This window comes from Campylobacter concisus UNSWCS, from assembly GCF_000466685.1.
In the GTDB taxonomy this organism is placed as follows: domain Bacteria; phylum Campylobacterota; class Campylobacteria; order Campylobacterales; family Campylobacteraceae; genus Campylobacter_A; species Campylobacter_A concisus_A.
In genome coordinates, this window is record NZ_ANNG01000010.1 from 116492 (window position 1) to 129975 (window position 13484).

The 13484-nt window shown below is 40.3% G+C and carries 13 protein-coding genes; all 13 read right to left on the minus strand.

Features of this window, described 5'->3' with window-relative positions; all coding sequences use genetic code 11:
• Window positions 1-51: 51 nt before the first annotated feature.
• Window positions 52-2337, minus strand: a complete 2286-nt coding sequence (locus UNSWCS_RS03745; protein WP_021087280.1) for a hypothetical protein — start codon at window positions 2335-2337, stop codon at window positions 52-54.
• A 9-nt stretch (window positions 2338-2346) separates the two neighbouring features.
• Window positions 2347-7710: an LPD23 domain-containing protein gene (locus tag UNSWCS_RS11940; RefSeq protein ID WP_021087415.1), complete on the minus strand. Its 5364-nt coding sequence runs from the start codon at window positions 7708-7710 to the stop codon at window positions 2347-2349.
• Window positions 7711-8517, minus strand: coding sequence for a hypothetical protein (locus UNSWCS_RS03755; protein WP_155242295.1), 807 nt, complete (start codon window positions 8515-8517; stop codon window positions 7711-7713).
• Window positions 8483-8782, minus strand: coding sequence for a hypothetical protein (locus UNSWCS_RS03760; RefSeq protein ID WP_021087367.1), 300 nt, complete (start codon window positions 8780-8782; stop codon window positions 8483-8485). The genes UNSWCS_RS03755 and UNSWCS_RS03760 overlap by 35 nt, the downstream gene beginning before the upstream one ends.
• A gap of 59 nt (window positions 8783-8841) precedes the next feature.
• Entirely contained in the window at window positions 8842-10080 is a 1239-nt protein-coding gene (locus tag UNSWCS_RS03765) for a hypothetical protein (protein ID WP_021087390.1), read from the minus strand.
• 52 nt (window positions 10081-10132) lie between these two features.
• Complete coding sequence (locus UNSWCS_RS03770; RefSeq protein ID WP_021087362.1) at window positions 10133-10735, minus strand: hypothetical protein; 603 nt, start codon at window positions 10733-10735, stop codon at window positions 10133-10135.
• A complete protein-coding gene (locus UNSWCS_RS03775; protein WP_021087414.1) occupies window positions 10732-10980 on the minus strand; it encodes a hypothetical protein in 249 nt (82 codons plus the stop codon). The genes UNSWCS_RS03770 and UNSWCS_RS03775 overlap by 4 nt, the downstream gene beginning before the upstream one ends.
• Window positions 10977-11531: a glycosyl hydrolase 108 family protein gene (locus UNSWCS_RS03780; protein ID WP_035143422.1), complete on the minus strand. Its 555-nt coding sequence runs from the start codon at window positions 11529-11531 to the stop codon at window positions 10977-10979. The genes UNSWCS_RS03775 and UNSWCS_RS03780 overlap by 4 nt, the downstream gene beginning before the upstream one ends.
• 228 nt (window positions 11532-11759) lie before the next feature.
• Window positions 11760-12089: a hypothetical protein gene (locus UNSWCS_RS03785; RefSeq protein ID WP_035143424.1), complete on the minus strand. Its 330-nt coding sequence runs from the start codon at window positions 12087-12089 to the stop codon at window positions 11760-11762.
• 2 nt (window positions 12090-12091) lie between these two features.
• Complete coding sequence (locus UNSWCS_RS03790; protein WP_035143427.1) at window positions 12092-12316, minus strand: hypothetical protein; 225 nt, start codon at window positions 12314-12316, stop codon at window positions 12092-12094.
• Window positions 12309-12596 (minus strand): hypothetical protein, encoded by a 288-nt coding sequence (locus UNSWCS_RS03795; RefSeq protein ID WP_021087389.1) that lies wholly within the window; start codon window positions 12594-12596, stop codon window positions 12309-12311. Before UNSWCS_RS03795 ends, UNSWCS_RS03790 begins: the two co-directional genes overlap by 8 nt.
• Entirely contained in the window at window positions 12580-12906 is a 327-nt protein-coding gene (locus UNSWCS_RS03800; RefSeq protein ID WP_021087279.1) for a hypothetical protein, read from the minus strand. Before UNSWCS_RS03800 ends, UNSWCS_RS03795 begins: the two co-directional genes overlap by 17 nt.
• 47 nt (window positions 12907-12953) lie before the next feature.
• Window positions 12954-13442 (minus strand): DUF2829 domain-containing protein, encoded by a 489-nt coding sequence (locus UNSWCS_RS03805; RefSeq protein ID WP_021087404.1) that lies wholly within the window; start codon window positions 13440-13442, stop codon window positions 12954-12956.
• Window positions 13443-13484 lie beyond the last annotated feature (42 nt).

Below are 13484 nucleotides of genomic sequence, written 5' to 3' on the forward strand. Positions count from 1 at the left end.
AATTGTAGGTTAATTATAACCGAAATCTTATTAAAAGTAAAGGAGCTCCCATTACTCTGGAAATTTGATCTTAGAGCTTCCAAAAGAACCGCCACTTTGCCTGCTTTGACGCAAAAGCCCTATGTCTAGTTTCACGCCGTCGGCACTCGCGTGCTCTTTTATACGTTTAAATTTATCCTCCGCCCTCGCCTTAGCCTCGCGCAGATTCTCCACGCTTAGCTTTGCGATCCTCTCGTTATGAGCTTTTGCCTTTGCCACCTTCTCTTCATCTTTTGAGTTTGGTATCTTTACAGGCACAAACTGCTCATACTCTTTTCTAACCTTTTTTAGCTCCTTGCCATACTCTTTTTCTTTATCAAAACGCCTCACGCCAGCACCTCTTGCCATTATACCGCCAAAGCCTAGCTCCTCTTTATTGTAGTCTTTAGGTGCGACGTCTAGCCCCGTAATGTCGGCCGTAGCCTGCGCTCCTAACTGCTGTCCGTAGCGTCCAAGAGGCGAGAGCGGTGGGAAGTAGCTTTTAGCTATCTCGAGCAGCCTCTTTGTTATCTTTACGGCATTAGGATCATCATCACTTTCTATCTTATAGCCTAGCGTACTCTTGCCACTTGCTATGTTTATAGCGCCTCCGACAAAGCCTCCATTAAACTCTAGTTTGTCAAATCCATCAAACCTAAAGCCAGGCACCAAACGACCAGAGTTAAAATACCAACCAGTATTAAATAACTCCATCCAACTTTTCACACCCACCAAGTTTGGCAGCGCGCCACTCTCTGCCCACTCTGGCTTTGCTAGATTGTCTCGCTCATTATCAGCACCCAGCCATGCACTGCCACCAAAAAAAGCTAGCACAGCTTGCATCATCAAAAATCTATCTGGTCGCTTTAATGCAGCCTTTAGCACCATTGGTGTTGATTTTACAGTATAGTGTAAAAAAGGCTGAACTCCCGTTTTATCAAGCATTTTTAAAGTGCCATTAAAGTGAGTTGAGTAGTCCACGTAGCTATACTGCGCATCTTTCATCGCAGCCTTTAGCTCATCTGCACTAAATTTACTAAAGTCATTTACGTCAAAACCTTTGTCTTTAGCAATCAGCTCTAAATTTTTCTTAAACCTAGCTATTTTAAATACCTTATCCTCCATCGAGTAAAAATACCTTGCTTTCTCGCCGCTCCAGCTTCCCTCAGCCATATACGCCTCTTTTAGCGCCCTGGTTAAGATGCCATCTTTTGCCTCACTTTGCAAAGGCTTTACCAGACCTTCAAGGTCGCTTAGATGACTATCAAGCCCTAGCGAGTTAGCCAAAGTTTCCCACCTTTTAAACTGCTTATCTCCTCTCATCAATGCAGCAGTTGTCTTCATAGCCTCGTTAAAGTCGCCATGCAAAAAGGCTAGAGCCATATTTGAGCCAAAGTTATATAGGTGCGTAAAGGGATTTTTTACAGTCACATTTACCTTGATGTGATCGATTAGTTTAAAATACATATTGTTAAATTTCGCCATCTCACGCCCTAGCATCTCAGCCTCTGCTAGAGCTTTAGCGACATCTTCAGGGACATATTTGCCAGCTAGTGCTCCATACTTTTTGATGCCACCGCCTGCACTTTCATCACTCATCTTTACCCACTTTAGCCCTTCTGCTCCCTCAGGTGGTGCGTCTTTAGCAAATTTATCCGCAAACAGCTTTAGGGTTTGAGCCTTAAGGAGTTGCTTTTTTTGCTCTAAGATCGTGTTTGTGACTGCAAAAGCCGCATCATCCTCGATCTGTCTTAACTGCTTTTGCTCCCAACTCATCTGTTTTCTAGCAAAAAATTTACTTTGCCTTAGCGCCTTTGCGATACGGCTATTCTCCTTTGCCTCATCCATATGCTTTTTATAGTAATGTTTGATGTAGTCTTTGATGACATTTTTTGACTCAAGCGCTCCAGCATCAACTAGCGCCTGCGCCCCATCATCGATAGTTTTACGCACCTTTTCATATAGTGGTCTTACATGTTCTGCTAGCTCTTCTGGATCCATCTCGCCATCTAGTGCCTTAAACATCGCCTTTCTGTTTTCTAAGCTAAGTTTTCCTAGATACTCTTTAAACTGCCCAGCTTGAGTATATATAGCAGCCGTTGTTCTGTGGTATTCTCCAAGCAGTTCATCTATCTCTTTGCCATGCTCTCTTATATTTAGTAGCTCGCCAGCAAATGGTATGTTTTCATCGATCCACTTCGCAGCCTCGTCTAATTTTTCGCTTGACTTATCAAAGGCATCATCAACCTTTAGCGCCCAGCGATCAAGCAGCTTATTTGATCTTTTTTGGATCTCTTTTAATGGACATTTTTCACTCATTTTTTACTCCTAGCACAAGCTTAGTCCGTCTTTTATATTTCCGTTTTCATCTAAATTTCTAGCCTTAAACTCTTCAAATTTAGCTACAGCCAACTTATCTCCGCTCTGAGCTGCCTTTTTTAGCTTATTTAGCTCAGCCGTCTTTAGTATCGCCTCTTTTTTGATAGGATCTAGCTCATTAAAATACGCCGCCTTTACCTCAAAGCTCATATTTTTTAGCCTTGCCCTATCTCCAACTCCTGCAAGCTCTTCAAGCGCACTTTGTCTTACCGGGATAGTATCTATATCTTTTTTACTATACCCATCCACTCTTACTTTTCCATCCTCTGCTATATCTATAAAAAATCTCTTTTTATCTCCATCTTTGCCCATCTTGTCAAAGTAAATTTTACTATCGCTGATTACCTTAAAGTCTGCATTTTTTATATCATTTTTTAAAACGGCTAGTTGTTTATCACTTAGATCTACGCTTTTACCAAGTTGTTTGGTAGTTATATCTTTTGCATTGATTTTACTTATCAGATCATCTTTGAAATTTACGTCATTAAAGCTCTCTTTTTTCATCGCCGCTATGCTCTCGTCTAGCTCTTTTTCAACGTTTGGATGCTCTTGCTTTATCTCTTCTATATTGCGGCTGTGATAGACTTTTTCCTCATTTTGCGGTATAATACCCTTACTGTCCGAAGAGTGTTCTATTGGGCTTTTAGTCGCAGAGCTTCGGACGTTATTGTCCAAGGAGTGTTCTACGGGCTTCGCCACAGAGCCTTGGACATATCTTACTTTGCCTTCTCTTGTTATCAGCTCAAATTTTCTATTCGCCATAGGATAATTAGAAGTTACATCTAATCCTCCGTCTCTTTCCTTGATCACGGAAGCAAATTTAACGATGCCGTCTTTATCTCTAAAAGGCTTAAAGAAAAACGTAGTATCTTCAAAATCCACTACAAACGCAGGTCTTTCAAGAGTTGGCTTTATTAGCCCTAAGTATTTTTCGCGACCCTTAAAATTTAATTTTTCAAATTGATAATTACTTACAGCCACCTCTCCTATCGGCGTATCTACCTTACCGTTTGGAAACTCGGCCTTAAAATTTTCCAGGCTATACTCTTTTTCTATAAATGGCTCTGCCTCTTTTCTTACGGCGGCTTCATTGATACTTCCGTCCTTTAGGATATACTTTTTTTCAAGCTCGTGGCTTAAATTTACTCCGTTTTCTCTACTTACAAATGTCTCGTTTGGATTTACGTCAAAAGTTTCATGCGGATGTATATCTTTATTTCTAGTTACTTGACCTTGCAATGCATCAATCCACGATATATCGTTTAAATTTAGCTTCTCTTCATATATCTTGCCACTTCCAGCATAGCTTTTAGCTTCCATTTTTGAAGGCGTCACAAAATTACCTGCTTTTATAGGCTTTGAGCTATATACAGTTATCTCACCACTATCGATAGCTTTTTTTGCCATAGCTTCTGTAAAATCAGGGGTAAGGTCTCCTCCACCATCGTCATTGTAAGCTTGTTTAAACGTTTTTATGTCGCTCTCGTCCCGTATCCAAGTATGATAATCATCACCGACTTGGTTATTATCTTTTACTATTTTTACTCTAAATTTATCCCCTAAATTTAGCCTATTTTGAACGTTTCTAGCCTCAGCTTCGCCGTGACTTAGGCGGTAGTTTTCGCCTTTAGCACCCGAACCTTTCGCAAACCCTTCAATCTCTTGTATGGCGTGCTGCACTTCGTGCATAAGCGTTGATTTATCACTTAGATCGCTTAGCCCTATTTCATTATTTGCAGGGCTGTAATATCCTTTAGTGCCATTTTGTGCTATAATATCGTCGTTTAAAGGCAGGTTGCCATCGTAATTTTGACTATTATAGCTCAACCCTGCCTTTAACGGCTTTCTGTTTGAGTAAAAGCTAATGACCCTCTCTTTATTTTTACCTATTGCGACTACTACTCTAAACCTCACGCCATCATCGTTAAAATATGTATATATGCGTTTATTGTCTGCTTCTTGCATTGTAGATTTACGCAACATTTGACCCATATTAAGATACTCTTGTTTGCTTACCCACCCATTATTTTGAGCTTCTAAGTGCTTTTTGATATGCAAAGCCCCATAACCGCTCTTATGTTCGCCATTAGCTATATAGTCAGCTTCACCTTTTTCAAATTTTATTATCTCATCTATTGTTTCTAAATCTTTGCGGATTATTGTTGATTTTTTATTATTAAAAGCTACATTATATATTCCGCGCTTTTCTCTTTGTGCTACGTTTTTTACGCTTTGCGCAGCTCCGCTCGGTATTTCATCTTCTATTTTTACAACCCCAACGTCCTTTAGCTCTGGATATGCTTTAAATAGCTCTTCATGCTCCAGTAGCTCGCCAAGGCGTCCGCCACTTTTAAAATTTGGATTTAGCCTTGCTTTGCTGTCTCCTATCTCAAATTTCCAAGCACCGTCTTTATCTTTAAACCACCCAGTCTTTTGCCAAATTTCTACCTCGTCCGCGCCCTTTTCGAGCATTGCTTTAGCTTGATCTAGCTTGCCGACGTTTGCCGTGATCGCTTTTTCTCCAGCAAAAGAATTTAAGCTTACGTCCTTGCCGTTTGCATAAAGCTTGCCTAGAAGTTTAGGATTATCTTTTGCCATTTGAGGCATCTTTTTAGCTGTTCCCAAGATCTTATTATAAAGTTGTGGTGTCATCTTTCTTGCAGCTATTGCCACTGCTTTACTGCCAGCAAGCCCAGCCAAAAATCCTGCGGTAAATCTATCAGGATTAAAGTTTCCATCTTCATCGATAGAATTTAGCGTGCCTGCGACTAGGCCGCTACCTAGATGAGCGTTTGAGTTTACCCTCAGCTCGCTGCCGATGCTAGCGCTGCTTCCTTGTTCTTCCACCATTTGCTTGCTTGAAGCTGTGGCATCAGTATCGCCATCTGTTTTAAAGGCTGATCGCTGCTCCATTTGCTCATCGCTCTTGGCTGTCTGCTTTGTCTGGCTAGCGCTTGAAGTATTGCGTCCGCTTTGGCGTAATATCTCCTCATCGCCTCCTTGTCGCCCTCTTGCTCCGCTTGCATTATCGCCGATACCAGAAACGCCGTTTGGTAAGGCGCTATTCTTTGCTTCTTCATTGATTAAATTTCCTTTTTGGGATATAATGTGATCGTCGGTTGGCAAAAGAACAGAACTATCCTTTGCGTTAGCTTCAATGTCTTTGCTTATAATATCGCTAGACTGAACAAACTTAGCGTTTTCCGACTTTGCATTACTTCTATCTCGATACGCACTTAAAACAAATTTATTCTCACCCATATTGTCTAAAATAATCGTTGTTTTATTTGTCTTAATGGCAACTCTTTTATTTTGTGCTTGGCTTATATCGCCATTTTTTATATTTTCGTCAAGATGTGATAAAAACTTAATAGCTTTTTCTTCACCCCATTGCTCACTTCTACGCTTTAAAATATGCGCTAAACCAAAATTTTCATTTCCCCAAACAAGATCTATATCGCCTAACTCTTTTCTATAAAAAGCACCTGCAACCTGACCATCTCTTTCAGTCAAAAGTTTATCTATTGCACCTTTGCCGTCATGATAAAACTCAGCGTAATTAGTGCCAAATTCTTTAATAGGCACAATGTTGTTTTCTTGCTCTATCTTTGCCCTGAGTGAGCTTAGATCCTCTTGTTTGGTTGTTTCATTAATTAAATTTCCTTTTAAGTCTCCTTGCCCTATACTAGGCTCATCGGGGTGGAGCATAGGGTGCCCGCTATACGCCCCGTCTTTATTTATATTTATTCTATTTTCTGAATTTATCTCATCAGCTACTTCTCTTTGAATTCTACTTTCATACGCATCAGCTACTTTTTTATTTACATACTCTTTAGCGATATCTATATCTTTGTTTGCATATGCCTGCGTAAAAGCCTGCACGCTCTCATCGCTAAAACCTCTTTGTTTTAACCTTGTGGCATAAATTTCTGGAGTATAAGCCTGCGCTGCGATATCTTTTTCAAGTGCGTAAAATATCCCTTGCCCAGCAAGTCTAGCATCAACATCTGCGCCGTCATTGTAAGCTCTAGTGTAGTCTATCTCATCCGCACTTGGCTTAAATTTAGCATTGATTAGCTCTCTTATTGCACTTGGTGACATACCTTGTTTTTGATATTCACTAATTGCTTTTTGAGTATCTGCGTATCTTATGGCCGATTGCTCTCTTGCATTATTTATACTAGCTTGTGCAGTTTGTATCTTCTCGTCATAAGCTTTAGCATACTCTCTTTGCACCTCAAAGTTTTTAAATTTAACTATATCATTGTAGCTATCTGCGTCTATAAACTCGCTCTTTTCTTTGCCCTGCATAGCCTCTTTTAAAACATTTGTGGCTGTGTCTTCATCAAGTCCCACCTCTTTTGTAGCAAATTCCTTAGCAGTCATTATCTGGGCAGGCGAGCCCTTCGTAGCGTAGTCTCGTTGCGAGCGCTCTGCGTGAAGTAAAGGCTCATCCTTGCGGGCAGTGATTTCAGCCGTATTTATCTCCGCTCGCTCACCACCCAAAAACTCGCTATTTTCAGCACTCTCTATCGCATCAGCTTCATTTGCCATTTTGCTTGCTTGACGCTTTGCTATGAGCTTACTTATGCCTTGGATGCCTTGATCTATCGCGTGTCCCAAAACAAACCCACCAGCTGCGCCATAGCCTATATTTTTTAATGTCTCTTCATCATTTTTACCCTCGCCAAGAGCTGCCACTCCTCCACTTGCAGCACCTGTGCCTGCAAAGTATAAGGTCTTTTTACCAAACTGAGCTAGTTTGCTACCCTTGCTAAGTAGTCCAACTCCACCTACAAAATTTATAGGATCGCCAACCATCTCCGTGCCTATCTCAGCCAAACGGCTACCCCATGACGTCTCGCCAGTTGCCTTTTCGTAGTCATCTCGCATCTTCTCAACGTTTTTTATCTTAGGGCGTAGAGACTTTTCTAAGCCGTTTTGATAGATATAGTTTTCATCTTTATCATGTTTGCCTTCATAAAATGGATTTATAAAGTCACCAACTCGCTCAACAGTGTTTGCTATGCCTGTTACCGTCTTAGCAGCGCCAAGTGCGAAGCCATGTTTTTTAGAGCCAAATTCTTCAAATTTTTGTGCATTTTTAGCTTCTTCCTCATTGATATCCCCACGCATTACACTTTGAACCAATTTTCCATCCAAGCCAACATCTGAAAGTTCCTTTCTTTTGGCTTGCTTATCGGCAGCATACTGACGTTTAGCCATATCTGTGCTCAGGCTTGGCAAAAAGCCCATGCTTTCTAATTGTGCTATCTTTTCATCGCCCAAATATTCACGTATGGTAATAGCCATTTACATCTCTCCATCATCACCAAAAATAAGTGGCTTTTTCTTTGATAAGTCTTTTTGTCTATCTTTATATTCAGCTTGGTTACCCTTTGCCTCACTTCTAGCAGATGATTCTCTTGTTAGCTCATCTACAAAATTTTTATTAAGATAGTATCCATCTTTGGTATTTCTTGCCACGCCAAGGTGTGCATATTCGTTATATGTAGCCGCGTTTACCTTCACCCAGTCATCATCACCTGTGGTAGCCTTATTTTTGCTAAAACGCTGCATTATATTTCCTATGGCCAGGATCTCTGCATCGCTCTTGCCCTTTGTCTCATTTGGGAAAAGTTGTTTAAATGCCGCAACATTTGCCGCATCTTCTTGTTTTTGTCGCTCTATCTTATCAGCGTACTCCATGGCAAGAGTGTTGTTGTAGTTAGCTTGAGCATTAACCCTAGCAATATCCACAGCCCTATCTTTATTTGCTCTAAGCTCATCCATACTTAGCTTTTTCTCGTTAAAAATGCGGTCTTTTTCGTCTTTATCTTTTTGATAAGAAAGTTCATCAGCCTTTGCTTTCATCGTGTCCGCATGTGAGCTTTTTCTAAAATTTAGCTCATCATTTCTAAAGAGTTTCTCCTCTTGATACCTCTTATTTTCATCATCTATCTTTTGACGATTTAGCCCTATATTTCCCACATCTTTTATACCATTTGCAACAGCACCAAGCCCTGCAGCATATCCGGCTTTAGGACTTAGCGGGCTTAGCTCTGGACGTCTTAGAAACTCTATATTAAAGTAGCCCATTTCTCTTTCTCTCCTCTTCATCCTTGCTCATTACATTTGCCGTAGCACCTGCCCAGCCTTGCTCTAAATTTTGTTGCATCTTCTTTTGACGTGCCTTCTCATCTTTTAAAATTTGCATATTTAGATTATAGTTTTTCATAGCTAGATCATTTTGTTTTTTAGCTTGTCTGCCTTGCTCTACTGCACTCCATATCCCAGCACCAGCACCAAGAAGAGAGCCAAACGCCTTTAGTCCATCCGCATTTTGACTAGCTTTATCTCCTAAATTTTTTAAAAAATCCCACATGCTAAGCTCCTTTTTTTAGTGATATTATTACTAGGACATTTCCTAAAAAACGTATATTTTTATGCCATAGCGCCACCGCTTGCGCTATTTCTTCCAGCACCATTTCTATCATGTGAGCTATTTCTGCCAGTATTGCCGTGTTTCTCAGCCTGCCTTTGCCTACTCTTTTCGCTTCTACTCATCTTTGAAGAGCCATCACGGCTAGAGCTACCATGTTTCTCAGCTTGTCTTTGCCTACTCTTTTCGCTACGGCTCATCTTTGAGGCTTTATCAAGATCTCTTGCCATGCTTTTTGCCATGCCTAAAGCGCTATCTCTCTCTTTTTTATTTAGCCCCATGCCTTTGCCACTTACTAGATTATCGCCAACTTGAGCTATATACATTCCATATTTAGTTTTTACGCCAGCTATTTGCCCAGTTCTCTCATAGCTCTCTTTATCATATGCTAGATCCTTTGTTGGCACTCCTCCAAACATAGACTTCACACCCTCCCAAAATGACAAAGGAGCTTCATATATGCCTTGTCCTATCTCATTAAAGCCTGCTATATCTCCACCAAAACCAAAGCTTATATCAAGCCCGCTAGCCACCTCAAAGGCTTCATTTAAAACAGATCCCACGACCATACTAAGCCCGAGCGTGGCAAAACCAGCCTGCAAACCAACAGCATTTGCCAAAAGACCGGCCGCCACATCAGCTATCTTTGCACTTACCACTCGCTCCACAACATCCACCACGACAGCGCCACTTACTCTTCCATCATAGACCCAGCCAGCCACTATCGCACCAACGACACCAAATTTAGCATATGCTATATTTTGCAAGAGCTGTTTAAAAGCGCTCTTTTGCCTTTGCTCCACTAACTCTTTTAAGAAATTTTCGTTATTAACTCTTTGGCTAATAGGCTCATCATCCATAGTAAAACCTATCTTGCCACCACTTCTTTCATACAAATCTTTAGCTAGCTTTACTATCTTTTGGGCATCTTCACTTATCTCATCAAATTTCTCATAGCCACGCCTCTTTTCATCAGCTGACTTATAAAAGATCATTTGCATAGGCATCAGCGCAAACTCGGCAAAGTCTTCATTAAGCTCCAACATAGATGAGATCTCATCTACAAAAAAAGGTAAAAATATAGAAGTGTAGTTTATTTGGGAGGTTCTGCCGATCATATAACCAGCACCGGCAGCGAAGGTATTAGCATAAAGTTCTCCGCCAGCTAGATAGCTAAAGGCATCATCTGGCTCTTTATTTGTTATATTTAGCTCATCATCAAAGGCTATAAACTGCTTCATTTACCCGCTTCGCTTTGCTCGCTTAGAAATGCCCCCTTTGGGGCCGCGCTGCTCATTTTGTTTTTGGTAGATTAAAATTTGCTACCTTTTTGATATCTACTCCGCCCTTTTTAACTATCTCATAGACTATGTTAAAAAAGAACTCAAACATATCAGAAGGCACGCTAAGCTGTCCATTAGAGACATTTTGCATAAAATCCCCAGTCATCATGCCAGCTTTAATTATTCTATTATCCTTTACCTGCTCATTTACGGCTGCTTGTTGCTCCTGGGCTAGCTTAGCCTCGGCCTTTGTCTTTTCCGTTTGAGCTTTAGTTAGCTCTATTTGCATCTGTAAATTTTGCTTATCAAGTTCTAGCCTATCTCTAAGCCCTTGATTTTTTAGCTCCAAAGCCTCAAGCTCTTTTTCTAGCGTCAAAGCCTTAGTTGCCACATCGCTAGCTGCCTCCATCGCTTTTGTCGTAAAAGCTATAGTCATCTCAGCCATAAGCGAGGTTATAAATTTAGCCCTCGCATCATCTGTGATTTGAAAGTTGTCAAACTCCGTTTTTATATGCACTAAAGCCTTTTGATATATTGAGCGCTCGCCAGTGCTACTTGCCAAAATCGCTTCAAAATTTTCTACAAAATTTTCTTTATAATTTATCACACTCATGCTAGCCCCTTTCTTATCCTGTCTAATTTATTTATCTTTAGCCTTTGTGAGGCTATATCTTCTTGCAAGTCACCAACAGCCGTCTTAATACCATTATTTTCTATATCACTTATCCTACTAGATAGCGTATTTATGGCATTATTTATATCACCAAATGAGCTCTCGTAAGATAAAACCTTACTTTTTAGATCATCTATTTGCGTCTGCTGTTTTTTTATCTTTTCATCTAACTCTTCTAAGCTCATACTGCCTCCGCCCTTCTTCTCCAGCCATTGGCATAGACTCTCAATTTTGGATTTTGTTTAATTAGCATGTTGTAGTGCTCAAGCTCCGCTCTATCAAATTCTTTGTCAAATTTCTCTTCATCTACTTTATTTATAGCGGCCAAGCTTATCTCACCCATTATGCCATCATCTACTACACCAGCTATTCGTTGTGCAGCTCTTATGGCAGGTTTTGTGTCGGCATTTACGCCAAATATAAACATTTCATTGGCCTTTAACTGACTATTAATTTCACCTAGTCTCATCATATCCCAATACATTTGCTTGTAAAATTTCCAAACTTCATCACGAAGATCCTTGTTATCAAACAGTACCCTTGATATTTTTTCGATATCACCACCATAAGCTAACGCAGCAAGTATCTCATTCCAACCTTTCCAGGCTGAATGATACTTTTGATATATCCCCATAAATGTCCACTCACGCTCGGTAGGATTTTTGTGTAAAGCTTTTTCGGGGCGACTAAACTCTAAACTCATTAAAATTTGAAAAGCGTTGTTAAAATCTGCCATATTCGCTCCATGTGTTAATCTTTTTAAGGTTTTTTAACACATTGCTTTGACGTGTTAAAATTTTCATCAAATACCCCATCGCTAGCATCGCGTAAGCGATATGCTTCGCTCACTCGCTTGCGCACGGACGACGAGCAGTCGTCGTCCTCTAAAGGCGCTCACTCTCCCATAACTCTACTCCATACGGTGCATCTGGTGCGCTGTGCTTGCATGCCTTGCAATATTTCACTACTTATCATCGCCAAACTCCTCGTGTTTAAAATTTCCGCCGTAGTCGTCATAGCCATCGTATCTCCTTCCAGCCTTGCTTGATACAAAGTCTCTAACAAATATCAGTGCCTCACTTCCCATCCAAGCACCCACACCACAAATCGCAAAACTCACGTGTTCGTCCTTGGCAAAAAAGTAAGCTATCTCATAAACAACATATGCACTAAAACAGCCATCCCATGTTCGTTTGAGTAAAATTTTTATACCTCCACCACCATTTTTTATAAAAGCGGTGATAGAGCCTGCACAACCTATGATTAATACATAAAATAAATAATGTAATTCCACAGCTATGCTCTAAAGATACTAATTATCTTTGCCGGGCTCAATAGAACATTTACTACACCTTGAGTGATGGCCAACGCTGTGAGCTTCATCTCTTCATTGTAAAAAATATTGCCGTAAAGGCGGTACAGGGCGATACTAAACACAACCATAAATAAACCACCAAGTAACAGCACTAAACAGCGCCTAATTTTGCTTTTTGGTTTTGGTAGTAGCTTAATCTCACTCATTTTTTTCTCCCGATTTTGCTGCGGACGTACTAGATTGTGGCACATTTGCATGCACACATTGCCTTAGAAGATCTTCGCAGGCTTTAAAATACTCTGCTATCTTTTTTTGATTGTCTGGATCGCTTCTATCTCGCTCTGGTTTTTGTGGCATTTTGTCAATGCAAGATACTGTGATATATACATCTTGATATTCTGTTTGCTTAATGATTTGCGGCTCTTTACTTGCACAGCCTGAAAATATAGCGACAAGAAAAAGCGTGATCTTAACGTGCCAGCTCATCAAAAATCCTTTCACAACGCTCCAGCTTCTCTTCACAGCTTTGCGTAACCAGTGGCTTGATACCATCAAATTTGCTCCTAGCTTTTTCTTGTGTCTTTTTTACATCAGGTTTTTTTATTTCAAGCTCTTTAAATTTAGCATTCTGCAACTCTATCTTTACGTTGCACGCCTCGAGATTTGCTTTAACAACTGCGCCAATTGCCTCTTTTATCGCTAGCTCGTTTTGTGCTTCTTTTAGTTCAGCCTTAGCGTCTTTAATACCACCTTTTAGACTATAAATTTCAGCTCCAAGTCCTAGCATTACACCCATTAACCCACCAATTACGATTAGCCAAAGTTTATTTGCAATTAAGAAATTCATTCTACTAGCACCCAGTCAGTAGCAAGAACGTCTGTTTGACTAGCAAGCCACGGCACAACCTTATCGTCAGCCGTCTTCATATCGATGTGAGGACAATAATCAATCTCCTCCCCCTCACCAAAGATAGATAAAAGTGGTTCGCGATTTGCGATAAATTTAGATCCTTTGACTAAAAATAAAAACATCCCTTTGCCATTCCAGCCTTTGCGAGCTACCTTTTTACCCTGTTTTAAAAAACGTATTGCAGAGCCAAAATCAAACCCATCAGAGATATTTTGATAGGCAGCTTCAAAAATGTTTTTAGGCGACCACGAGATATAGCCGTCAAAATTTGGATGATTTTTCTTACTATCAGCGTACTCTATAAGATAGCCCTCATCATTTGGATTTTCATCCGTAGGCACTTCCCAGCCACGTAGTTTGTTGTATTCTCCACGACTCATTGGCATCGATTTGATCTCTTTTGTTCCTATGTACTTTTGCATTGTGTCTCCTTTGTTTGATAAAATTTATAAAAAATACAGCCG

Bases quoted from the DNA above. Each gene is read 5' to 3' on its own strand.
- UNSWCS_RS03745 (WP_021087280.1), bottom strand. From the start codon at position 2,337: ATGAGTGAAAAATGTCCATTAAAAGAGATCCAAAAAAGATCAAATAAG.
- UNSWCS_RS11940 (WP_021087415.1), bottom strand. From the start codon at position 7,710: ATGGCTATTACCATACGTGAATATTTGGGCGATGAAAAGATAGCACAA.
- UNSWCS_RS03755 (WP_155242295.1), bottom strand. From the start codon at position 8,517: ATGAAGAGGAGAGAAAGAGAAATGGGCTACTTTAATATAGAGTTTCTA.
- UNSWCS_RS03760 (WP_021087367.1), bottom strand. From the start codon at position 8,782: ATGTGGGATTTTTTAAAAAATTTAGGAGATAAAGCTAGTCAAAATGCG.
- UNSWCS_RS03765 (WP_021087390.1), bottom strand. From the start codon at position 10,080: ATGAAGCAGTTTATAGCCTTTGATGATGAGCTAAATATAACAAATAAA.
- UNSWCS_RS03770 (WP_021087362.1), bottom strand. From the start codon at position 10,735: ATGAGTGTGATAAATTATAAAGAAAATTTTGTAGAAAATTTTGAAGCG.
- UNSWCS_RS03775 (WP_021087414.1), bottom strand. From the start codon at position 10,980: ATGAGCTTAGAAGAGTTAGATGAAAAGATAAAAAAACAGCAGACGCAA.
- UNSWCS_RS03780 (WP_035143422.1), bottom strand. From the start codon at position 11,531: ATGGCAGATTTTAACAACGCTTTTCAAATTTTAATGAGTTTAGAGTTT.
- UNSWCS_RS03790 (WP_035143427.1), bottom strand. From the start codon at position 12,316: ATGAGTGAGATTAAGCTACTACCAAAACCAAAAAGCAAAATTAGGCGC.
- UNSWCS_RS03795 (WP_021087389.1), bottom strand. From the start codon at position 12,596: ATGAGCTGGCACGTTAAGATCACGCTTTTTCTTGTCGCTATATTTTCA.
- UNSWCS_RS03800 (WP_021087279.1), bottom strand. From the start codon at position 12,906: ATGGGTGTAATGCTAGGACTTGGAGCTGAAATTTATAGTCTAAAAGGT.
- UNSWCS_RS03805 (WP_021087404.1), bottom strand. From the start codon at position 13,442: ATGCAAAAGTACATAGGAACAAAAGAGATCAAATCGATGCCAATGAGT.